General features: G+C 66.0%; 17 protein-coding genes and 1 tRNA gene. 6 read left to right on the top strand and 12 right to left on the bottom strand.

Annotated elements, in window-relative coordinates; translation table 11 throughout:
* The 6 genes from SPYCA_RS16070 to SPYCA_RS16045 all read right to left on the bottom strand — a co-directional run bounded on the left by SPYCA_RS16070 (position 1) and on the right by SPYCA_RS16045 (position 9,193).
* Positions 1 to 4,350, bottom strand: a complete 4,350-nt coding sequence (locus SPYCA_RS16070; RefSeq protein ID WP_120221785.1) for a strawberry notch-like NTP hydrolase domain-containing protein — start codon at positions 4,348 to 4,350, stop codon at positions 1 to 3.
* 43 nt (positions 4,351 to 4,393) lie between these two features.
* Positions 4,394 to 4,609 carry a DUF6117 family protein gene (locus SPYCA_RS16065; RefSeq protein ID WP_120221784.1) on the bottom strand — a complete coding sequence of 72 codons (216 nt, stop codon included), beginning with the start codon at positions 4,607 to 4,609 and terminating at the stop codon, positions 4,394 to 4,396.
* Entirely contained in the window at positions 4,596 to 5,114 is a 519-nt protein-coding gene (locus SPYCA_RS16060; RefSeq protein ID WP_120221783.1) for a hypothetical protein, read from the bottom strand. The genes SPYCA_RS16065 and SPYCA_RS16060 overlap by 14 nt, the downstream gene beginning before the upstream one ends.
* A gap of 67 nt (positions 5,115 to 5,181) precedes the next feature.
* Entirely contained in the window at positions 5,182 to 7,251 is a 2,070-nt protein-coding gene (locus SPYCA_RS16055) for a ParB/RepB/Spo0J family partition protein (protein WP_120221782.1), read from the bottom strand.
* A 125-nt stretch (positions 7,252 to 7,376) separates the two neighbouring features.
* On the bottom strand, positions 7,377 to 8,570 hold the full coding sequence (locus tag SPYCA_RS16050) for a DUF932 domain-containing protein (RefSeq protein ID WP_120221781.1): 1,194 nt from the start codon (positions 8,568 to 8,570) through the stop codon (positions 7,377 to 7,379).
* 548 nt (positions 8,571 to 9,118) lie between these two features.
* Positions 9,119 to 9,193 (bottom strand) — tRNA-Gly (locus SPYCA_RS16045).
* Between the two features lie 192 nt (positions 9,194 to 9,385).
* On the opposite strand from SPYCA_RS16045, the gene SPYCA_RS16040 reads away from it, so the two are divergent.
* Positions 9,386 to 10,297: a tetratricopeptide repeat protein gene (locus SPYCA_RS16040; protein ID WP_120221780.1), complete on the top strand. Its 912-nt coding sequence runs from the start codon at positions 9,386 to 9,388 to the stop codon at positions 10,295 to 10,297.
* Positions 10,297 to 10,947 (top strand): LON peptidase substrate-binding domain-containing protein, encoded by a 651-nt coding sequence (locus SPYCA_RS16035; RefSeq protein WP_120221779.1) that lies wholly within the window; start codon positions 10,297 to 10,299, stop codon positions 10,945 to 10,947. The genes SPYCA_RS16040 and SPYCA_RS16035 overlap by 1 nt, the downstream gene beginning before the upstream one ends.
* Positions 10,948 to 10,953: 6 nt before the next feature.
* Here the strand turns inward: SPYCA_RS16035 and SPYCA_RS16030 are convergent, their stop codons facing one another.
* Positions 10,954 to 11,640, bottom strand: coding sequence for a sigma factor (locus SPYCA_RS16030; RefSeq protein WP_120221778.1), 687 nt, complete (start codon positions 11,638 to 11,640; stop codon positions 10,954 to 10,956).
* Positions 11,641 to 11,734: 94 nt separating this feature from the next.
* Positions 11,735 to 12,976, bottom strand: coding sequence for an FAD-dependent monooxygenase (locus SPYCA_RS16025; RefSeq protein WP_120221777.1), 1,242 nt, complete (start codon positions 12,974 to 12,976; stop codon positions 11,735 to 11,737).
* A gap of 322 nt (positions 12,977 to 13,298) precedes the next feature.
* Between SPYCA_RS16025 and SPYCA_RS16020 the strand changes: the two genes are divergently transcribed.
* The 4 genes from SPYCA_RS16020 to ribA all read left to right on the top strand — a co-directional run bounded on the left by SPYCA_RS16020 (position 13,299) and on the right by ribA (position 19,072).
* A complete protein-coding gene (locus tag SPYCA_RS16020; protein ID WP_120221776.1) occupies positions 13,299 to 15,614 on the top strand; it encodes an FtsK/SpoIIIE family DNA translocase in 2,316 nt (771 codons plus the stop codon).
* Between the two features lie 183 nt (positions 15,615 to 15,797).
* Complete coding sequence (locus SPYCA_RS16015; protein WP_120222396.1) at positions 15,798 to 16,439, top strand: LolA family protein; 642 nt, start codon at positions 15,798 to 15,800, stop codon at positions 16,437 to 16,439.
* A 774-nt stretch (positions 16,440 to 17,213) separates the two neighbouring features.
* On the top strand, positions 17,214 to 18,008 hold the full coding sequence (locus SPYCA_RS16005) for an exodeoxyribonuclease III (protein WP_120221774.1): 795 nt from the start codon (positions 17,214 to 17,216) through the stop codon (positions 18,006 to 18,008).
* Entirely contained in the window at positions 18,005 to 19,072 is a 1,068-nt protein-coding gene (ribA, locus tag SPYCA_RS16000; RefSeq protein WP_120221773.1) for a GTP cyclohydrolase II, read from the top strand. Before SPYCA_RS16005 ends, ribA begins: the two co-directional genes overlap by 4 nt.
* A 357-nt stretch (positions 19,073 to 19,429) precedes the next feature.
* On the opposite strand, the gene SPYCA_RS15990 is transcribed toward ribA, so the two are convergent.
* The 4 genes from SPYCA_RS15990 to SPYCA_RS15975 all read right to left on the bottom strand — a co-directional run bounded on the left by SPYCA_RS15990 (position 19,430) and on the right by SPYCA_RS15975 (position 22,913).
* Entirely contained in the window at positions 19,430 to 20,236 is an 807-nt protein-coding gene (locus SPYCA_RS15990) for a LytR/AlgR family response regulator transcription factor (RefSeq protein ID WP_120221771.1), read from the bottom strand.
* Positions 20,233 to 21,357, bottom strand: coding sequence for a sensor histidine kinase (locus SPYCA_RS15985; protein ID WP_120221770.1), 1,125 nt, complete (start codon positions 21,355 to 21,357; stop codon positions 20,233 to 20,235). Before SPYCA_RS15985 ends, SPYCA_RS15990 begins: the two co-directional genes overlap by 4 nt.
* 64 nt (positions 21,358 to 21,421) lie before the next feature.
* Positions 21,422 to 21,943, bottom strand: coding sequence for a winged helix-turn-helix transcriptional regulator (locus SPYCA_RS15980; RefSeq protein ID WP_120221769.1), 522 nt, complete (start codon positions 21,941 to 21,943; stop codon positions 21,422 to 21,424).
* An 85-nt stretch (positions 21,944 to 22,028) separates the two neighbouring features.
* Positions 22,029 to 22,913: a glycosyltransferase family 2 protein gene (locus SPYCA_RS15975; RefSeq protein WP_172595106.1), complete on the bottom strand. Its 885-nt coding sequence runs from the start codon at positions 22,911 to 22,913 to the stop codon at positions 22,029 to 22,031.
* Between the last annotated feature and the right edge of the window lie 117 nt (positions 22,914 to 23,030).

Genomic DNA, 23,030 nt, shown 5'->3' with positions numbered 1-23,030 from the left:
TCAGGCCGCCTTTCGGTCGAGAATGCGGGCCAGCGGATGGCGTTCGAACAGCCGTTCGAGCACCTGGCATCCTGCCACTGTGTCGTCAGGGACGAACAGGCGCAGCTTCCAGCTGATTATCTCCGAGAACAGCCCCATCGCCTTCAGGCGGTCGACCGCTGTCGGAGCAAAGCCGGTTAGCTCGATCCGGTTCGCCTGCATCAACCGCGAGCGGCGCAGTTGAAGGCCATCGGCAAGGTCAAGCACCGTATGTCCCTCGCGCAGCAACGCTAGCGCCTGCGGCGGCGACAGTTCGGGCGCGTCGCTGCAGGCAGTCGCGTTCGCTGCCCATGCCGGTGACACCCTGCGCCCGACAATGCTCATGCCATCGTCGGTCTGGAGCCGGTACACGCGGGTCGATTCTTCGGGCAGCCGCTTCCAGATGGGGAGAAGAAGCCCGGTGACGATGTGCAGTTCGCTTGTCGTGAACTCCTCAACCTGCGCCACTTCGGTCTGCCACACTGTGGAGAATGTGCGCTCGTCGACTTCCGCCCAGGCTGTCTCCGGCAGCTGGTTGAGTGCGAAGTTCAGCCGTTCCATCGGCCGGATCAGGCGGACCCGACGTTCGACCTCTCCATCATCGAGCATAACGCTTCGCGCGGGAAGCTGCACTGCTGCGCGCTTCGACCGGGAATTGACCAGCAGCCGCGCTCCCGGCTCGCGCTTCAGATCGAGCGCCTTGTCGAGCGTCAACGGCTGGTTGCGCTCGCGCATGGCGATCGTAAGCAACCGGGTTTCTGCCCCGGTCGCCGGGTGGACGTAGATTGGCTCGCTGCTCGTGACAGAGAAACTGTCGGCTATCAGCGTTTCGAGGCCAATGTCGTAGCTGCCTGATGCAATCGCACTTTCCACCCTGGCGCTGAGCAATTGCTCGAACACGGTGAACAGCACGTTCTGCATCGAAATCGTGAGCGCCAGCAGCCGGTTGAGGAAGGTCGTGATCGGCGGTAGTTCGTCCTTGATGCAGCCGCTACCACCGGTCAGCGACAGGCCGGTCATCGCCTCGAAGTTCGCCAGCGAACAGTGCTCGACCTTGCCCGCATAAATCAGCAGGTAGAACTGCCGCAGCGCCGCGTGGGCATAAGGGCTTTCGAGATTATCTTCGGGGCGGAACAGTCCCTGGCCACCGGTTTGGCGCTGACCGCGGGTAATCGCGCCAAGCGTGTCGAGCCGCCGGGCGATGGTCGAGAGGAAGCGCTTTTCGGCCTGAACGTCGGTGGCGACGGGACGGAACAGCGGGGGCTGCGCCTGGTTTGTGCGGTTGGTGCGACCCAGCCCCTGGATCGCGGTGTCGGCCTTCCAGCCTGCTTCGAGCAGGTAGTGATGCCGCAGCCGCTGGTTTCGCGCGCCGAGATCGGCATGGTAACTCCTGCCCGTTCCGCCAGCGTCAGAGAAGACCAGGATCGGCTTCCGGTCCTCCATGAACGCCTGCGCTTCGGCGAGATTGGCATGGGCGGGCCGGTTCTCGACCACGAACCGCTCGCCTTCAGCATTGACCTTGCGCACGATGCGACGCGAACGTCCCGTTACCTCGGCCACCATGTCGGTGCCGAACCGCTGGACGATCTGGTCGAGAGCGCCTTGCACCGGCTCCATCGCTGCGAGCTTCTCGATCAGCCGGTCGCGCCGCTGACAGGCCTCGCGGCATTCGATCATATTCCCGGCATCGTCATAGGCCGGACGCGAGGCGAGGTTGCCATCGCCATCGGTGTAGGTCTCGTGGAGTTGGACCGGGAAGCTGTGCGCCAAATAGTCCAGAACGTATTCTCGAGGAGTGACATCGCAAGAAATGTCGTTCCATTCGCCCGGATCGATCTCGGCGAGACGGCGCGACAGCAGGGCTTCGCCAGTCGAGACGATCTGCACCACGGCGGCGTGGCCATCGGCGAGCCCCTGCTCGATCGCCCGGATCAGGGTCGGCGTCTTCATCGCGGTAATGAGGTGGTTGAAGAAGCGCTGCTTGGCGGACTCGAACGCGGATCTCGCAGCCGACTTTGCCTGTCGGTTTAAGGTTCCCTCGCTGCTGCTGGTGACGCCCGAGGCTTCGAGTGCCGCATCAAGGTTGTTATGGATGACCTGGAAGGCACCGGCATAGGCGTCGTAGATGCGGACCTGGTCGGGGGTCAGCTGATGCTCGACCAGTTCGTATTCGACGCCTTCGTAGGACAGCGAGCGGGCGGCATAGAGACCGAGTGCCTTGAGGTCGCGGGCCAGCACTTCCATCGCCGCGACCCCGCCCGCTTCGATAGCCGCCACGAAATCGGTGCGCTTGTCGAACGGGAAATCCGCGCCGCCCCAAAGGCCAAGCCGCTGCGCATAGGCGAGGTTCTCGACCGTGGTCGCGCCGGTTGCCGAGACATAGAGCACGCGGGCATCGGGCAGAGCGTGCTGGAGGCGCAGCCCTGCGCGCCCCTGTTGCGAGGGCGAGGAATCCCCTCGGTCTGACTTGCCGCCACCGGCATTCTGCATGGCATGGCTCTCGTCGAAGACAATGACCCCGTCGAAGTTACAGCCGAGCCAATCGACGATCTGCTGCACCCTTGAAACCCGGTTCTCACGCGCATCGGAGCGTAGCGTGGCATAGGTCGTAAAAAGGATGCCCTGCTCGAGCCGGATGGGTGTGCCCTGACGGAAGCGGGCGAGCGGCTGGATCAGCAGCGGCTCCTGTCCGAGCGCATGCCAGTCCCGTTGGGCGTCCTCGAGCAGCTTGTCCGACTTCGAAATCCACACCGCGCGGCGGCGGCCCTTGAGCCAGTTGTCGAGTAGCACCCCCGCCACCTGTCGCCCCTTGCCCGCGCCCGTGCCGTCGCCGAGGAACCAGCCCTTACGGAAGCGGACAGCGGTGTCGCAATCGTCGGGCGCGGCCTCGATCTTGTCGAAGGTGGCATCGACGGTCCATCTCCCGGCGAGATGTTCGCTATGCGCTTCGCCCGCGTAGATCACGGATTCGAGCTGGGCGTCGGAGAGGTGACCCCGTTCGACCAGTCCCTCGGGCAAGTGGGGCCGGTAGCTGGGCTTGGGCGGTGCGACCGAGGCCATGGCGGCGGACTGGACGAGCCGGGTCGGGTGCGGTTGCGCGCCCGCGATCCGGATCGATTGCAGCACATAAGGCTCATAGAGGGCGTCGGTCAGGCGGCTTCTACAGGTCGCTACCCAATCGACGGTTTCATAGTCGAGTACGGCTCCGGCAGGTTCAACCGGCGGCACGGCGACAAGGCGAGGTTTGGGAGCGGCGGCGCGGCGGCTAGCGCTAGCGATCTTTCCCGTCGACGGGATGGCAGGCAAGACCGCAACCGATGCCCGCGCTGGCAGTGCATCGACCAGCATTCGCAGCAAGCTTGGCAGGTCGGTGGCCATCTCATGCGACTGCGGAAAGACGCCGGGATCGTCAGCAGGCAGCTTGTCGATCACCGTCAACCGGCTCTCGAAGGTCGTGCCGTGGCTGGTGTAGATGCTGCCTGCGATCGGCGCGGTGAACACGACCCGAGCGGTTTCCTGCAACCGGATGAAGCTGCCGCGCCAGGCAGCATGATCTGGTGCACAGTTGCTCCCCATGATCGCAACGAGCCGTCCGCCATCGGCGAGCCGGGCGAGTGCGGATGCGATGTGGCGGAAGGCTGCGTCGGCTACGCGAGTCTCAACGCCGAGCGCAGCCGAAAACGGCGGGTTCATCAGGATGCAGCTTGGTACCAGGCCGGGTTCGAGGCGGTCATGGATCTGCGCCGCGTCGTGCGCGGTGACGCTCGTGCCCTTGAATAGATGCCTCAGCAGTTCAAGCCGCGTGTCGGCAACCTCGTTGAGCAAGAGGCCTGCGCCGGCAAGTTCGGCCTGTAGCGCCAGCAACCCGGTGCCCGCCGACGGTTCCAGCACCAAATCGCCCGGTTGAAAATTCGCGGCGAACCCTGCGACCCAGGCAAGGCCAAGCGGCGTCGAGAACTGCTGGTATTGCACCATGTCTTCGCTGCGCCGAGTCTGGGTGGGCGTAAGGCGAGAAATCCGTTCGAAAAGTTTCAGCCGTTCGAACGGGTCGGCGGTCTTGGCGTGGATGGCAGGGCCATAGCGGCGCAGGAACAGCAAATGGGCGATTTCGAGCGCTTCGTAGGCGGTCTTCCAGTCCCAGGCCCCGCTGGCATCGCTTGCACCAAAGGCCGATTGCATGGCGGTGCGAATGGCGGGAGCCTCGATCCGGCGACCGGCGGCAAGATGCCCGAGTAAGTCCTGGGCGGCTGCAATGATGAAGCGGGCAGTCTGGTCCGGACGAGCGGAAGCAAGCGGGCGCACGGCGGCACCCGCCAGTGGCGAGTTGGTCATGTCAGGATCCTTCGATTGGAGTTGTGGTGATGCCTGGCCGCGCTCAAGCGGGCGGAATGTAGGCCTCGTAAGGGTTGCCGGGGGCGAGATGACCAAATGGAGTCATCACATAGGCGTCGCCATCGCGGCCAACTGCACAGAGGACATAGCGGGTCTCGCCGCTGCCGATCTCGGTGCACTCCATCAGCGCAAGGTTGTCATCCCGGGCTGCCTTCAGCAGTGTCTGGAAGTTGGCGCGGGCATAGTCAGGAATCGCCATGACGGATCTCCCCGTTGGTGGCGGCTTCCTTGTAGAAGCGGTCGAACAATGTATGAGTCGATTCAGACCGGATCGTGCTGGCAGTGATCAGCATGGCGAGGCCGCCAAATCCGTCGGGCCGCATCTTTGAGCAAGTGAAGGCCATGGCGACCGTCAGTTCCTGAAGGTCGGGCGAGCGGCGCACGATATCCTGCAGCACGTCGGGCCAGAGGTCTCCTGCCATGTCGAGTTCGATGTCGTCCTCGCCCAGGATGGCGTCATGCTGCTCATCGATCAGCTTCTGCGCCAAGCGGCTGGTCTCGGAGGAGGCCGCATCGAGGGCGGAGCGGACTTCAGCGGCTGGCAATGAGATCAGGTCGCACGCGCCTTCTTCGCTGAAATAATACGCGGCCTCGCCGACGAGCTCTTCGGTGAATACCTGAGCAAGAAACATCCGTTCGATCGGCAACATCGCCGAAAGCGGAATCACGGGATCGACCACCGTGGGCGTGAAATAGTCAGCCATTGCGTGGCTCCTTTGAAAGCTTGAGGGGATGGCAGGCGGGGCGACCGGAGCCGCCCCGCGCACCGATTCATTCGGCGGCGATCGCCAACGGATCGAACTCGCCATCCTCATCATTGAGGAAGTCGGGCAGGTCAGTGTCAGGCGCTTCCTGCTCGGCAGCTTCAGTGACCGGCAACCGCAGCGGTTCGGGTAGCCAGCCGGTACCTTCGAGCAGCCGTTCGGCCTCGCGAGCCATGTCGCCCTTCTTCAGGTGCTCGATCAGCACAGCAGTCGCGTCGCCCTTGGCTTCGCGCACGGCCTCGATGATGCGGGGCTTGGTCACGCGGCCGAGGTAGTTGTCGACTGTGGGGGTCCAGCCTGCCTCGGCCATGTCGAGGCCGACGACCGACGCCAGGGCATCTGCCGCGGCGATCCGGCAAGCAATGCCGTGTGCGGAAATCTGCCCGCCGTAGCCCTTGACCGGTTCGAACAGCGCATTGACGCCGAGCGAGACGCAGTGGGCGAGCAGCGCCATCTGGTCTTCATGCGCGAGTGCCGCCAGCGCATCCCACAGCGCGCCAGCCTCGTCGGGCAGGCGCGCCGCCCACTGCTCGTGCCGTTCCTGGATCGCCAGGCTCCACGGGGATTCGCGCAGGTCCGGGGCAACGTTGCCGAGCCAGGCCTGGGTGACGCCGATCTGCACGCAGCCATGGGTGCCGTGCGAACGGAACACCGACAGGGTGAGTGCGTGGAGCACGGCAATGAATGCGGCCTGCGGATCCTGGGCGAGAGCATTGCGCAGCGCCACCGTCCGCACGGCCGTCAGCTCGGAGACGAGCCGGTCGGGCAAAGGTCGGATGGCATCGTCGTCGTCCTCGCCCTGTTGCTCATCCTGCACCTGACCGCCAACGCTGATCGCTGGGCCGGTTCCCTGCTGGCCTGCTTCGACATCGACCGAAGTGCCCTGGTCCTCGACAACCGGTTCGTCCTCGGGCCGGACATAGCCGCGATCGATCCGGAGCCGACCGTCGTGGGCCAGTGAGACGAACACGCCAGCGCGCGCCATCTCATCCGGCTCATAACCCACCGGGCGAGAGGTGAGCGGCGTCAGTTCGGCATCGATCTCGGTTAGTCGGGCATCGACCTCGTCGGGCAGGTCGCAGCCATCGCGGTATTCCTCGCCGATGGCGTCGTATTCCTCGACCAGCGCATCGAGACGTGCCTGTTCGTCTCCGGTCAGCGGAACCGTCGCGCCGGTGATCCGGCGCTTGCCGCGCTCGCAGCCGTAAGGAAGGTCGATCGCGGCTTCGACCCATTTCCAGCCCTCCGCGCCGATTTCCTGTGCTGCCTCATTGAGCTTTTCGTTTACCAGCAATTCGACCAGCGCCGGGTCCTGGAGCCAGCCATCGTCGTCGGTCGAGAAGAGGTCGCGCATCACGTAGCCGCCCGCCTCGGTATAGGCGTCGATGCCGATGAACCGCACGCGGCGGTCGGTGGCGGCAATCGCCTGTTCGGTCAGCAGACGGCGGATGTGATAGGCGGGAACGTGTTGACCCTGGTTCACCTGTTCCCATACCTGCTCCTGGCGGGCATGGTTGTCGGTGACCGAGAAGGCCATGAGCTGTTCGAGCGACATGCCGTCCTCGCCGTAGACGTCGAGCAGGCTGGGCGCGACCGTAGCGAGGCGCAGACGCTGCCGGACGGTCGAGACTGAGACGAAGAACCGGGCAGCAATGTCCTCTTCGGACAACCCTGCCTCGACCAGCGCGCTGAAGGCACGGAACTGGTCGAGAGGGTGAAGCCCTTCGCGCATGACGTTTTCGGCGAGCGAGTCTTCTTCGGCGATACCGCCTTCGCGCACCACGCAGGGGACGGGCTGGTCCTTGGCCATCCGCTTTGATTTCACCAGCAGCTCGAGCGCGCGGAAGCGGCGACCACCGGCCGGCACCTCGAACAGACCGGTTTCCCGGCCATCATCATCGAGCATGGCGCGGACGTTGAGGCTCTGGAGCAGGGTGCGGCGATAGATGTCTTCGGCAAGGTCCTCGATCGAGAGGCCCGCCTTCACGCGCCGGACGTTCTTCTGGCTCAGCACCAGCTGCGAGAACGGGATGTCGCGCGAGGAACTGAGCACGAGCTTGGGAACAGACTTGGTCATGGCAATTCTCCATGACGGGCGCCGGGAGTCTCTCTCTCGGCCTCGACCCGTCACGAAGCGAAGCGCCGCCCTCTCACTCTGGAGAGAGCAGCGCCGCGATGGAAAAACACCCGGATGGTCCGGGCTCAGTGGACCCGGTCGAGCAACTTCTTCGCCTTGCCCTCCATGTCGAGCCGGGCGTCCTGGTGCGCCTTGTCGCGGGCCAGCGCGGTGATCCCCTGCACGAAGTCGAAGATCGATTCGGGTGGACGACCTTCCTCGGCCAGCACGGTTTCGATGATCTTGCCGGTCTCGGCCTTCGAGAAGCCGCGGTTTCGCAGGAAGTCGCTGCGAGCCTCGTCGGTCCGGGCTACGATGCGTTCGCGCGCCGCCTTGATGCCGTTGACGAAGGGCAGCGGCGAGGAGTTGGCGAAGCCTTCCAGCGCCGGTGCGGCTTCGTGCGCGAAGCGGTTCGCGGCATACTTGCTGTGGCGGATGCTGATTTCCTCGAAGTCCTCCACGCCCCACAGGTTCCGGTTCTGGCAAACGGCGCGGAGGTAGAAGCTCGCCATGCCCAGCGTCTTCGCCCCGACCTCGGAGTTCCAGCAGTAGAAGCCGCGGAAGAAGAGATCGGGCGATCCGTCGGGCAGGTGGCCTGCTTCGATCGGGTTGAGGTCGTCGACCAAGAACAGGAACACGTCGCGATCTGAAGCGTACAGCGTGGTCGTGTCCTTCGAGATGTCGACGCGCGGATTGTAGGTTCCGGTCGACCAATCGAGCACGCCCGGCACCTTCCAGCGTGTATCACCCGTGCCGTTGCCAGCGATCTTCTGCACAGCTTCTACGAGTTCGTGATCGTAGATCCGACCATAATCGGGGCCGGTCACTGCGCGCAGTTCAAGTCTGCCTTTGTCGGTTTCGAGCGTCTTGATCTGCTCGGTCCGGTTCGAGGTCAGACCATATTGCAGGTTGATCGCTGCGAGCGGTGCTGGAAGCTGGCGCAAATAGGCGGCGGGCGCGCCGACCTGGCTTGCCAGCTGACCGAAGCTCCAATGGGTCGGTGTCACCGGCGCATCGGCGCCGGGCAGGATCAGCGCCAAATGCTCGGGATCGTTTCGGTTCGCCTCGACATGGATGAGCGCGCTTTCGACGACGCGGGTCCGGCTGCGCTCGGAACGGCCGCGCACGGACCGGGCCAGATCGCCAAGCGAGAGAAACCGCTCGTCATCGGGCCGCGAGAACCATTCTGACGAAACCCGACCGATCCGCTGGCCGCGCGAGACATCGACCTTGTAGCCGCCACTCGCATCGCGGTGGGCATCGAGAACCTGCATATTCATGGGGAAACCTCCACGACGGGCGGCCGGGAGCCTCTCTCTCGACCCTCATCCCGTCACGGCGAAGCCCGCCATCCTCTCACTCTACCTGCTGATGCTGGGCGTCGCGCGAGCGGCCAGCGAGATTACCAAGAAAAGAAACCGCACCCTGATGGGAGGTGGTCATCGCTATCTTGCCCGTGCAGGAGGAAAGGCGGGGCTTGTCGGCTTTCCAGGCCTGCACATGCAAAGGAGACCGCCGGAGGCAGAGTGCGTGCGGGGCCTCCTCGTCAAACGCCGCGCCCACAGGAGCGCGCAGGAACGGCGCGCGGGACCGTGCGCGCCACCAGCCCCGCTCCGATTCTCGGGGCGTTGCGGGGTGTCCCCGCTGAGGTGGGTAGGAGAAGACGCGTTGCGGCTTCGACCAGGGAGGACACTTCCTCCCGCCGAAAAATGCTATTTGTGCGCCAGAAATGCACTGTTTGGTGGACGCCCGGTGGACACCGCAAGCCAAACCGCGCCGTGGACGCCAATGAAGTGGCGTTAGAACATATTGATATATCTGGAAAAACTGGAGCGGGCGAAGGGATTCGAACCCTCGACCCCAACCTTGGCAAGGTTGTGCTCTACCCCTGAGCTACGCCCGCTCTGGCGGCTGGCGTCCGGGTGGGGCCAGCGGGTGAGGCGGGCGATTAGCACCGGCCTTTTGACTCGGCAAGCCCTGATTGCGCATTTTCGCCGAAGGGTTGGCATATCGTCCGCAAATCCCACATAAGCGACGCATGAGTCCTTTCCGTCCGCGCGGAAATGGCGCCAATCGAAACAGGAGCACCCCCTTTGTGGCCACTCTCGGTCTGAATCCGCAGGACAAGGAAGCCGTCGAAGCCTTCCGCCGCGACGTCGTCGAGCCGTCGATGACCAGCCTCGTCATCCTCGACTTCTGGGCCGAATGGTGCGGGCCGTGCAAACAGCTGGCGCCCGTGCTCGAAAAGGTCGCCGCCGACTATGCCGACAAGGGCGTCGTGCTGGCGAAGGTCGATGTCGATGCGAATCGCTTTATCGCCAGCCAGTTCCAGGTGCAGTCGATTCCCACCGTCTATGCGATTTTCCAGGGTCAGCCGGTCGCGAACCTGACCAATGCGCGCAGCGAAAGCCAGTTGAAAGCGATGCTCGACCAGTTGCTCGCGCAGCTGCCGATCGAAAGCGCCGCCAAGGATCGCGCGGTCGAAATCGCGCCGCTGCTCGACATGGGCGAGCGCGTGCTCGCCGAAGGCGATGGCGCGCGCGCCGCGAGCATCTTTGGCCAGATCGCCGAGATCGCGCCCGACAATGCCGCCGCGCACGGCGGCCTGATCCGCGCGATGCTGCTTGCAGGCGACATCGCGGGCGCGCAGGCCGTGCTCGATGCGCTTCCCGCCGAGATGGCCGCCGATCCGGCGATCGCGCAGGCGAAAAGCGCGCTGGCGTTGGCGGCCGATGCCCCCGATTCGGGCGAGCTTGCGGCGCTTGAGGCCGCGGTGGCCGCAAATCCGGACGATCATCAAGCGCGCTTCGACCTCGCCGCGGCGCAGATCGGCGCGGCGCAGCGCGATGCCGCCGCCGACAATCTGCTTCACATCATCGCCGCCGACCGCGATTGGCAGGATGGCGCCGCGCGCGCCAAATTGCTCGCGCTGTTCGAGGCGGTCGGGCTGGAGGACGCCTGGGTTTCGGCGCAGCGCCGCCGCCTGTCGCTGATCCTGTTCGGGTGATGAGCGCGGCCGCGCCCCTGACCATCCAGCGGATCGCGATCTTTCCGCTCACCGGCGCGGTGCTGTTTCCCGGGCTGCACCTGCCGCTGCACATCTTCGAGCCGCGCTATTCGGCGATGGTGCAGGAGGTGCTGGCGCGCGACCGCCAGATCGGGATGATCCAGCCGCGCCAGATCCCCGGCGAAGAGGATCGCGAACCGCCCGCGCTTTATGACGTCGGCTGTGTCGGGCGCATCGTCGATGTCGAGGCGCTCGACGAGGGGCGTTTCAACCTGGTTCTGGAAGGCGTCGCGCGCTTTCGCGTCCGCCGTGAACTTGATGTCACGACGCCGTTCCGGCAGGTCGAGGCCGAGATCGAACTCGAGGCCGAAGAAGACGCGGTGCTGGCAAGCATCGAACGCGCGAGCCTCGAACGCGAGGCCAAGCGTTTCGCCGCGCGGCAAGGCTATGTCGTCGACTGGGAATCGGTCGGACAGCTCGACGATGCAACGCTGGTCAACGGCATCGCGCAGGTTGCGCCCTTCGACGCCGCAGCGAAGCAGGCACTGCTCGAGGCAACCCCTATCGACGCGCGCGCCGAGCTGGTGATCCAGCTGATGCAGTTTTTCGGCCGCTTCGACAGCGACGACGGGCGCGCGACGCTGCAATAACCGGGATCAATGCCCGCGCTGCGGCGCCGCGTGGCGCGCGATGTCGGCGATCGCGCGGCGCACGACATGCCGGTCGCTTTCACGCAGGCGATCTGGCGGTTCATCCCCGGCGAGATGGCGGCGCACGAGCGCACATTCGGCATCGAGCCGCGCGGCGACGCGGGCACGCCGACCGCGCAGCGCCGAACGGCGGCGGTCTGCCCAGTCGCGCACCAGCCGGTCGGCGGCGCGTGCGGCGAGATGGTCGGCGGCCGCCCGTTCGGTGGCCGGTTCGGCTTCGATATCGGCGAGCCAGTCGTCCGCGCCCTTCGCCTGTAGCGCATCGAGCGGCAGCGTCGCCGCGCACCGCCGCCCGCCGCTCCGCTGATCGCCATGCAGGCGGTGCCGGAGCGCCTGAAGCTCGGCGCGGAACTGCCAGTTCACATAGGTGGTGAAGCGCGCGCGCCGTGGCTCATAGCGTTCGGCGGCGCGGTGGAGCGCGATTGCGCAGACCTGCGCCGCGTCCTCGGCAACGTCGGAAAGGCCATAGACGCGGGTGAAATAGCGGATGCGGGGGCCAAGCAGCGCGACAAGGCGTGCGAAACTGCGGTCGGCGCGGGCCCGAGCGCGCGCGCCCGGCGCGGCATCCAGCGCGGTTCGGGCGTGGATATAGTCGGATACCGCTGCTTCGAGTGCGTCGCTTTTCGCCGACATGGCCTTCCCCCATCCTGCTCGCGGCGTGGTGCCGCGCGATCGGGATAGGGGGTCATGCTTAGCGCCGGGCTGTTTGAAGCCTTAGTGGAAATACTTAGATATCGGTGCCCGCGAGCAGCCGCGGCAGATCGCCCGCCTCGCCGCGGGCTTCGTCCATGAAGAAGCGTTTGAGCACCGGCATGCGCTGCACCGTGCCCAGCCCGGTGCGGCGCACCGCGGCGGCAGCGCGGCCGGGAATGCCGAACAGGCGCGTGAGCCCGTCGGTCGCGAGGCTGACCATCAGATTGTCGAGCCCGCGCCAGCGCTGGTAACGCGCGAGCAGCGCGGCATCGCCGAGGTCGAGACCGAGCCGCACGCCGTCGACGAGCACTTCGGTCAGCGCCGCGACGTCGCGCAGGCCAAGGTTCAGCCCCTGCCCCGCGATCGGGTGGATGCCATGCGCGGCGTCGCCGACAAGCGCGATGCGGTCGGCGACGATCGACGCGCTGTGGTGAAACCCGAGCGGATAGGCCATGCGCGGCGCGACGAGCCGCATCGGCCCAAGCACTCCGCCCGCGCGCTTTTCGAGTTCGGCGGTGAAACCGCGGTCGCCAAGCTTGGCAAAGCCGGGGCCATCCTTTTCGGACACGGTCCAGACAAAGGCCGAGCGGTGCCGCCCCTCGGCATCGTCGACGAGCGGGAGCAGCGCGAAAGGCCCCGACGGATAGAAGATTTCGTGCGCCACATTCCCGTGCGGCCGTTCATGCGCGACGGCGCCGATCATCGCATGATGGTGGTAGGACCAGTTCGCGATGCGAAAGCCCGCAGCGTCGCGCGTCGGCGAGCGGCGGCCTTCGGCGACGACCAGCAGCGGGGCCGCGAGCCGGATTCCGTCGGCGAGGGTGAGCGTGACGCCATGCGCGTCGATCGTGCGCGCGGCGACGGTGGCGGGCATCATCAGCCGCACCAGCGGCGCATCGGCGAGCGCCGCGGCGAGCGCGATACGGAGCCGGCGGTTTTCGATCATCGTGCCGAGCGGCGGATCGCCCGCTTGGGTAACGAAATCGAGGTCGCCGCCGCGGCCGCCGTCGGGGGCGCCGTCGCCGACCTTGATCGCGCGGATCGGGCAGCCATGGCCGACGAGGCGGTCGGCGATCCCCAGCACCTCGAACATCTGCCACGTGGCGCTGGCAATCGCCGAGGCACGGCCGTCGAAGCCGGGCGCGATGGTGGCAACCGGATCGGCGGGGTCGACGACCTGAACCGACAGGCCGTGATGCGCGAGCGCGAGCGCGAGCGTCTGCCCGACGAGCCCGCCGCCGGAGATGATCACGTCGCTGCGTTGGATGTCGATCATGGCCCTGCACTAGACGGCAACTGGCGGAATGGAAAGCGGCCTCCGCTCATATCGGGTTCACGCGGAGACGCGGAGGCGCGGAGATTCTCTCAATACCGTTCGTGCTGCGCGTGTCGAAGCATAATTCTTCTCGCTGATGCCAAGAGAAGAAAGAACGGCCCTTCGACAAGCTCGGGGCGAACGGAAATGGGAAGCCCTCTCCGCGCCTCCGCGTCGCTGCGCGAACCTCTATGACCCACAGCTCCGTCCCGCCCCGCGCTTGACGGCGACTCCGCCCCATGCGCATATCGCGGCGGGACTCCATCAGGGACGACAAGAGAGCATGGCAAGCCGCAAGGCCGCACCCGCAAAGGCCGACTGGCGCACCGTTTTCCGCCAGAGCATCGCCCGGTCGATCGTGATCGCGGCGGCGGCGGGGCTTGGCCTGTTCACGCTGTTTCTGACGCTGGCGTTCGCGACCTATGACAGCACCGACGCGGCGCTCAACACCGCCGCCGACGGCACCGCGGCGAACTGGATGGGCAATGCCGGTGCGTGGTTCGCCGACATCGGGCTGTCGATCGGCGGTATCGGTATCGTCCTCCTGCTGCCGCTGCTCGCGATCTTTGCGTGGCGGATGTGGAAGGGCGAACCGCAGCCGCACTGGCCGCGCCAGCTGTCGTACAGCTTTGTCGGCATCCTGTTCGTCGGGCTGGGCGCCGAGCTCTGGGCGCCTGCGACCGGCGCGCCGATGCCCGCGGGCTGGGGCGGGATCATCGCGCTGCTCGTCGGCGGCGCGATCACGCCGCTCTTTGCCAGCGCGGGCGAGCCCGCCGCTGCGCTCATTCGCTTTGCAACGATCCTGCTGCTCGTCGGGATCGGCCTGTTCCTCGCCTGGCGCGCGCTGCGGCTGGAAAAGGGCTGGGCGTCACGCTTCCGCCTGCCCGCGGCGACAAGCAACCGCGTCGTCGAACCCGGACGCCCCGCGCCCTGCGAGACCGAAAAGGCGCCCGGCTTCCTGGATCGCGCGGTGCGGCCGCGCGCCGTCGCCGAACCCGTCGACCGCGCCCCGCCCGAGATCGCCGAACCGGTGCAGCGCGCCGTGCCGTCGAAACCGAAACCCAAGCCGCAGACCGAACTCTTCACCCATTACCAATTGCCGTCGATCGACCTGCTCACCCCCGCGCCCGAACGGCCCGCGGGACAGATCGACAAGGCGGCGCTCGAACGCAACGCGCGGCTGCTCGAATCGGTGCTCGAGGATTTCCAGGTCAAGGGAGTCGTCACCGCGGTGCGCCCCGGCCCCGTCGTCACCATGTACGAGCTGGAACCCGCGCCGGGCACCAAGGCGAGCCGCGTGTCGAACCTGGCCGACGATATTGCGCGCAACATGTCGGCGCTGTCGGCGCGCATCGCGCCGATCCCCGGCCGCACCGTGATCGGCATCGAACTGCCCAATGCGCACCGCGAATCGGTGGTGCTGCACGAAATCATCGGCAGCGCGCTGTTTCAGGATCACAGCGGATCGCTGCCGATCATCCTTGGCAAGAATATCAGCGGCGACGCGATGATCGCCGACCTGGCGCCGATGCCGCACCTCTTGATCGCGGGCACCACCGGGTCGGGCAAGTCGGTCGGGCTCAACGCAATGATCCTCTCCTTGCTCTATCGCCTGGGCCCCGACCAGGTGAAGATGATCATGATCGATCCCAAGATGCTGGAACTCAGCGTCTATGACGATATTCCGCATTTGCTCGCGCCCGTCGTCACCGAGCCCAAGAAAGCGATCCGCGCATTGAAATGGGCGGTCGAGCAGATGGAGGACCGCTACCGGATGATGTCGTCGCTGTCGGTGCGCAACCTCGCGGGCTATAACGACAAGGTGCGCGCCGCGCTCGCCAAGGGCAAGTCCTTGGGCCGCCGCGTCCAGACGGGTTATGATCCCGATACCGGCCAGCCGGTCTATGAGGAAGAGACGCTCGATTACCAGCCGCTGCCGCAGATCGTCGTGGTCGTCGACGAACTGGCCGACCTGATGATGACCGCGGGCAAGGAGGTCGAGTTTCTGATCCAGCGCCTCGCGCAAAAGGCGCGCGCGGCGGGTATCCACCTGATCCTCGCGACGCAGCGCCCTTCGGTCGACGTCATCACCGGCGTCATCAAGGCGAACCTGCCGACGCGCATCAGCTTCAATGTCACCAGCAAGATCGACAGCCGCACCATCCTGGGCGAAGCAGGCGCCGAGCAGTTGCTGGGCAAGGGCGACATGCTCTATGTCCCCGGCGGCAAGCAGATCACGCGCATCCACGGTCCCTTCGTATCCGACGACGAGGTGCGCGCGGTCGCCGATCACTGGAGGGGACAGGGGCGCCCCGACTATGTCGAAAGCGTCACCGAAGACCCCGAGGACGGCGGCTTCGCGCTCGAAGGCGCGCCCACGGGCGGCGACAGCGCCGAGGACCGCATGTATGCCAAGGCGTGCCAGATCGTCGCCGAAAGCCAGAAAGCCTCGACCAGCTGGCTGCAACGCCAGCTGCGCATCGGTTACAACAGCGCCGCGCGCCTGATCGAGCGGATGGAGGAGGAGGGGCTGGTCAGCCCGCCCAACCATGTCGGTCGCCGCGACGTGCTCACCGACCAATATGGCCAGCCGCGGTAGGGGAGCGCCTCGCCTTCCTCGAGTCGTCGTCCCGGCGCGGGCCGGGGACTCGACCTCGCGCTTCGCATGCACCGGCGAGATCCCGGCCTGCGCCGGAATGACGGTGAGATGAGCGAACAATTCACGGCGGGTTCAATGCCCGGTTGCGAGAAGCGATCTATCGAAAAGAGATATGAGAACCAAATGACCAAGATTAATCTGACCCGCCTTGCCGCCTGGACGTTGACCCCGTTGGCCGCCGTCGGACTTGCCCTCACCGTCCCTGCGATCGCCCAGTCCGCGAACGCGCTGTCGTCGGTGCAGGCGCATCTCAAGGCGACCGACACGATGACCGCCGATTTTGTCCAGACCGACCGCAATGGCCAGCGCCTGTCGGGCAAGCTCACCCTCAAACGCCCCGGCAAAATCCGCTTTCAGTATCAGAAGGGCGTGCCGATGCTGATCGTCGGCGACGGCAGCCGATTGACGGTGATCGACTATGAGGTGCGGCAGGTGCAGAGCTGGCCGGTGAAAAACTCGCCGCTCGGCGCGCTGCTCGACCCCGATCGCGACCTGGCGAAATATGCGCGGCTGCTGCCGACGGGCAACAAGGATGTGCTGAGCGTCGAGGTGAAGGATCCCGATCGCCCCGAATATGGCACGATCACCATGGTGTTCGTGCGCGACGCTTCGGCGCCCGCGGGGCTGCGCCTGCGCGGCTGGGTCGCGCTCGATTCGCAGAACAACCGGACACGCATCGACCTTTCGAACCAGCGCTTCAACGTCGCGGTTGCCGATTCGGCGTTCCGCTGGACCGACCCGCGGCCCAATCGCCGCGGGCGCTGACCCGAACAGGGGCCGCCGAGCTTCGGTTGATTCCGTTGCGATCAATCGCCCGACCAACCGACGTCAGCCATCGACGAACGGCAAATGCGGCCGCGGCGCGGCGTTTTTCGTTCAGCTTGGCGACAGGGAAGAAGGGCTATTCCAACACTCGAAGGCGCCAACACGGCCCCCGGATTTGGGTTTCCCCCTGTTGCCCCACCCGGGCTGCCCGGCACCTTCATTCAAGAGCGTGACGAACGCTGACCTTGAACCCCCGTTCCACCGCCCCTGGGACGGGGGTTTAATGTATCCGCCGGACAGGCGCCGGATGTGCGCTTCGGGGCGCGGAGCGGTCGGCGCGGTCCCGGCGCAATCCACCCAAAAGTCAGGAAAGGTCAGCCTTGTGCGGCCGCCGATTGGCCGCGCCCGGCGCGCAGGTCGCGCGCGATTGACGTCCCGGTTCCCACGCCCGGTTGCGAGCGCATTGTCCACATTTGAAAGAACCGGGATGAAGGCTGGCACAGCCGGGCCATGTAGGACAGCGTTTTTTCTGTGGCCGTTGTGGGGTGAGAAGCGGTCGTTGCTGGTCCTCCCCCGCAGGGGGAGGGGGACCACCCGCAGGGTGGTGGAGGGGTACGGGAGGTCATACGCCGCGCTCGACACCGCGTACCCCTCCACCATGCTTCGCATGGTCCCCCTCCCCGTGCCGGGGAGGATCGCAACGTCCGCTCCCGCGCCTCCCCTGCACGGCCGCAGCCATTGCGAACGGCACCGCGCACCGATAGAGCCACCGGCATGACTCGCACCAGCATCGCTTCGTGGAATATCAACAGCGTCCGCGCCCGCATCGGCATCGTCGAGAAACTGCTTCGCGAAGAGGCGCCCGACATCCTCTGCCTACAGGAAACCAAGGTGGAATGCGGCCTGTTCCCGAAAACGATGTTCGAGGCGCTGGGCTATCGGCACATCGTCACCCACGGCCAGCGGATGCATCACGGCGTCGCGATCGTCAGCAAGGTGCCGTTGGCCGACGTGCGCAAATATGACTGGCAGGCAAACGGCGAGGCCCGCCACATCGGCGTCACATTGCCGTCGGGCGTGCGACTCGACAATGTCTATATTCCCGCGGGCGGCGATATTCCCGATCGGGAGCTCAATCCGAAGTTCGGACAGAAACTCGACTTTCTGGCGCGCATGACCGACTGGTCGGGCGCGCTGGACGGAACGCCGACGGTGCTCACCGGCGATTTCAACGTCGCGCCGCTCGAAAGCGATGTGTGGAACCACAAGGCGCTGCTCGACGTCGTCAGCCACACGCCGGTCGAGGTCGAAACGCTTGGCCGCTTGCAGGCGGCGTCGAACTGGGTCGACCTGGGGCGCCATTTCATCGCCGCGCCGACCCCGCTCTATACCTGGTGGAGTTACCGCGCGAAGGACTGGGAAGCATCGAATCGCGGCCGCCGCCTCGACCATATGTGGGTGACGCCCGATCTTATGGACAGGGCGGTCGCGCACCGGATCGTCCAGCCGGCGCGGAGCTGGGAGCGGCCGTCGGACCATATCCCCCTCATCACCGAGTTCGCCTTTTGAGCGCGGCGGCGCAGGACCGCGGCGCCCGGCAGGCGGCGCGCGCGATCGACGCGCTGCGCCGCGGCTGGCCGCTGCGCGTCACCGGCGCCGACGGCGCGCTCGACCTGCTTGCGGTCGAAAGTGCGCGCGATGGCACGCTAGCGGAGTTTGCGAGCGGCGATGTGCTGCTGTCGGGCGAGCGGGCGGTGACCCTCAAGCTCACCAATCAGCGCGCGGCGGCGACGCCCGGCCCCGTGCGGCTCGCAGGCGCCGCCGATAGGATCGCGGCCGCGCTCGCGATCGCCGACCCCGCGCTCGACCTTGCGAACCCGTTGAAAGGCCCGTTCCACACCGTTGCGACGGGCGGCGACGCCGCCGCCGCGGCGGCGATGACAATGGCGCGCCACGCGGGTCTGCTCCCCGCCTTCTTCGTGCGCGGCGCGGCGGGTGAAGCCGAAACCATGTGCAGCGCCGATGATGTCGCCACCCTGCTCGACCCGGCGCGGCTCGACATCGCGGCGCGCGCGCGGCTGCCCGTCGCGGCGAGCGAGACGGCCGAAATCGTCGCCTTCCGTTCGCCCGAAGAGGCGTCGGACCATGTCGCGCTCGTCATCGGCAAACGCGACGGCAATCCGCCGGTCGTTCGCCTGCACAGCGAGTGCCTGACCGGCGACGTGCTCGGCAGCCTCAAATGCGATTGCGGGCCGCAGCTCCACGCCGCGCTCCATGCGATGGCCGATGCGCCGTGGGGCGTGCTGCTCTATCTGCGGCAGGAAGGCCGAGGGATCGGGCTGGTCAACAAGCTGCGCGCCTATGCGCTCCAGGACCAGGGTTATGACACGGTCGATGCCAATCTCCGGCTCGGTTTCCCCATCGAGGCGCGCGACTTCGCGATTGCAGCGCGGATGCTGAAATTGCTGAATGTGCCCCGCATCCGGTTGATGACGAACAATCCCGAAAAGGTCGCGCGGCTGGAGAGAGAGGGCGTCGAGGTGGTGGAGCGTATCCCGCTCGCGCTGCCCACCAATCCGCACAACGAACAATATCTCGCGACCAAGCGCGACCGCACGGGGCACCAGCTTTAGAGCGTTTTTCGACCATTTTGGATCGCCGTGATTGCGCTGTGAAGCCCGCTGGCGAGGAGCGGGGCGCTGCGTGGGCCGGAAGCCCGTGCAAGACCCGCGACGAAGTCCGGCGGGCTTCACAGCGCAACCCCGAAGGGGCGGGCCGATTTTGGCCCATTGCTGCGTTGCTCGTCGGGCACGATGGTCCGCATCGCGCCTCTCCTCGCGCCTTGCACTGGGCCAAAATCGGCTCCGTCACGGTGACCCAAAATGGTCGAAAAACGCTCTAACAATCGTCACCCCCGCGAAGGCGGGGGCCGCTATCGGCGTAGCGCAAGGCTGCCAGCGGCCCCCGCCTTCGCGGGGGCGACGATTTGTTCAATGCACGAACCGCGCGACCACGTCGCGATAGCTGCGGCTGACCTTCACCTGCGCGCCCGAGCCGAGGATGAGGAAACATTCGCCGTTGGTGTGCGGTTTCACCTGCTTGACCTGGCTCAGATTGACGATCGTCGAGCGATGAACGCGCTGGAAATTGCGCGGGTCGAGCCTTTTTTCCAGATCCTTCATCGTTTCGCGCAGGATCAGGCTGTTGTCGGCGGTATAGATGCACATATAGTCGCCCGCGGCGTCGATGCGTTCGATACTGTCGACGTCGACACGGAAAATCTGCCCGCGATCCTTGATGTTGATCATCTTTTCATAGCGGTCGGCCGACGGCGCGTCGGGCACGGCATCGGCGCCATATTCCTCGACCGCTTCGGGCGCGACCTCGGCGAGCACCGTCTTCAGTCGTTCGACCTCGGCGGCGCCGCGCTTTTCGGTGAGCCGCTGGCGCACGCGGTCGAGCGCGTCGGCGAGGCGTTCGGGCTCGACGGGCTTGACGAGATAGTCGACCGCCTGCGCCTCGAAGGCGCGGATCGCATGATCCGAAAAGGCGGTGACGAAGACGACGAGCGGCGGCTCGACCTCCATCAATCCCTGGATCACCGAAAATCCGTCGAAACCCGGCATCTGGATGTCGAGGAAGACGAGGTCGGGTTTATGCGTCTTGATCTTGCGGATGGCCTCGCGACCGTTCTGGGCGGTGTCGACCACCTCGACATCCGAATGCGCCTCGAGCCGCAGTTGCAGGCCCTGGGTCGCCAATTTTTCGTCATCCACCAGGATGGTTCTGATCGTCATGTGCCTTCGGTTCCAATTCTTGCTTGCCCATCGGGCTGGAACGGAAACTCGATCACCACCGTGAAGCCGCCCTCAGCGCCCGCCTGGGCGTCGAACCGGTGCTGGTCGCCAAAAGCCTGCGCCAGGCGGTCCCGGATATTGGCTAAACCCACGCCGGTCGATTCCGTTGCAACGCCCGTGGTGGGGTCGGTGCGGTCGCCTGACAATCCCGCGCCGGTGTCGGACACGGTGATCCGGACATTTTGACCGGCCAGCTGTGCGGAAATGGTGATGTCGGCGCCGTCCTCCTGCGGCGTCACCGCATATTTGATGGCGTTTTCGATGAGCGGCTGGAGCAGCAGCGAGGGCAGGCGCGCGCGCGCCACCGCCGGGTCGATCGCAAAATGCGGCCGCAGCCGATCCTCGAAGCGCATTTTTTCGATGTCGAGATAAAGCTTCAGCGTCTCGATCTCCTGCGCCAGCGTCACCTGCGCGGTCGGCTCGTTGGCGAGCGTGTAGCGGAGAAAGGCCGAGAGACGCGACAGCATCGCGTTCGCCGGCTCGGCCTGTTTCAAGAGCACGAGCGTCGAAATGCTGTTCAGCGTGTTGAACAGGAAATGCGGATTGAGCTGGTAGCGCAGCATCGCAAGCTGCGCCGACGCCGCCTGCGCCTCGAGCCGCAGCACGCGATCATTCTGTTCCTCGAGCTGGAGGAAATAGTTGATCGCGAAATAGAGCGCCGACCAGGCAGCGAGCGACGTCGCGTCGATGTAGACCGCGCCGAGCAGAAGGCTGGTGAAGCCGGCCTCGCTCGCCGGATTCTGGATCTGCGCGACCCAGGCGTCGATGAACGCCCAGAGCGCGGTCGCGAGGCCCGCCAGCCCGAAGCTGACCCCCCACATCAAAAGCGGTCGGCGATTGATGAGCGCGCGGTAACAGACCGACAGGATCAGCGTCAGCGAAAAGCCGGTGATCGCCGAAATCACCTGCGGAATCAGAAAGGTGAACGCCTGTCCATTGGCGAGCCCCGACACGCCGCGCAGCCCGAGCCACGCCGCCCAGCCAAGGATCTGGAGGTTCCAGAAGGCGCGAACCTTGTTGTCGAAAAAGGGACCGGGCGAGGTCAGGCGGAACAGCGGCATGGGGGTCCGGGCGATGGCAGGTGTCAATGGCCGCCCGCGACGAGGCGGACGGCGCAGCGGCGGATCATTCGGCCGCGACCGACGCCGTCGGCCCGTCGGCGCGCACACGCGCCTGGCCGAGCGGCTGAAGCTCCGAGCGATGTTTCCACAACAGTTCCTTGTAGCCGATCACGCGGCCGTCGTGCGCCGTCAGTCGAACGGGACCGATCGGCTGTTCGTCGCGCGCATCGACGAGCACAGGGGTCGAGGGCACGCCGGCGCCCCATTTTTCGCCCCATTGGCGAAGCGCAATCATCGCGGGCAAAAGGTCGATGCCCTTTTCGGTGAGCTGATAGCGCACCTTGCGCCGGTCCTCGGCCATCACCTCGCGCGCCATGATACCATGATCGACCAGCTTCGACAGCCGGTTCGACAGGATGTTGCGCGCGATATTGAGCTCCTGCTGGAACTCCTCGAAATGATGGACGCCGTTGAACGCCGCGCGCAGGATCATGAACGACCAGCGTTCGCCCATCGCTTCCAGCGCCAGCGGCAGCGCGCAATTGCCGCCATCGAGATCGTTCAAGACTTCGCGTAATTTTCCCATGGCCAAGCCCTAACGTAAAATCGCCGTCCGTGCCAAAAAAATATAGGCCCTGCGTTGCATTTCGCAACGGGAAGCGGGCGGCGCGTCAGGTGGCGAGACGGTTGCGCGCGACGACGAGCGACCAGCGCGCCAGCGCGGGCAGCCGCGCGATGACCGGTGCGGGATGCACGCGGAGCGCACGACCGACGAGGTCGAGGCGCCAGCGTCGCTGGCTGCGCAGCGCGAGGCCGAGGAGGATTTCGCTGCGGCTGCGTGCGGGGAGCGTGGCGGGAAGCGCGCGCTCGACGATTTCCGCGGTCAGCGCCTGGATATGGTCGGCGCGCTGGCTGGTCAGGCTGCCGCCATGTTTGCGGTAGACATAGAGATCCTCGTGCAGCGTGACGAAGGTGAAGCGCTGGGCCGCGCGCAACCAGAAATCATAATCCTCGACCCCGAAGAGATGAGGATCATAACCACCCAGCGCCTCGGTCACATGCGCGCGATAGAGGAAGCAGGCACCGATATTGTTGCCGTAGAGCAGGCGCTCGACCGGCCCGACGCGCGACAAGCCGAGTTCGGCACCCATATCGTCGATCAGCGTGAAATCGGCGTGGACGATGTCGGCGCGCGGATGCGCGTCGAGCGTCGCGACGAGGCGCGTCAGCATATGCGGGCGGAGCAGATTGTCGTCGGACGTCCAGCTGTGCAGCGATCCGCGCGCCGCGGCAAAGCCGTGATTGAGCGCCGCGGGCAGGCCGACATTGGCGTCGAGCCGCACGCGCCGCACGCGCGCGTCGCGCGCCGCGGCATCGGCCATGATCGCGGGCGAGGCATCGGTCGAGGCGTCGTCGACCAGGATCAGCTCGAAATCGGTGAAATCCTGGGCGAGCACCGATTCGATCGCATCGGCCAGCCAGCGTGCGCCATTGTGCACGGGCATGACCATCGACACGCGCGGCGACGCCGTCGAATCAAGAGCTTCGGTCCCCATGGCCGACCGTCCTAGCGGCGACGCACGATGCTTCCAACGCGCTTTACCAAAGTTGCTAACGTCTTCGGCCAGACGCACGCAAGTTTCGCATTGCAATATGCGCGCCAAGGGCGACAT

This window comes from Sphingopyxis sp. FD7 (genome assembly GCF_003609835.1).
GTDB lineage: Bacteria > Pseudomonadota > Alphaproteobacteria > Sphingomonadales > Sphingomonadaceae > Sphingopyxis.
Note: the sequence above shows the minus strand (reverse complement) of the source record. Positions and strands in the feature narration are given on the sequence as shown.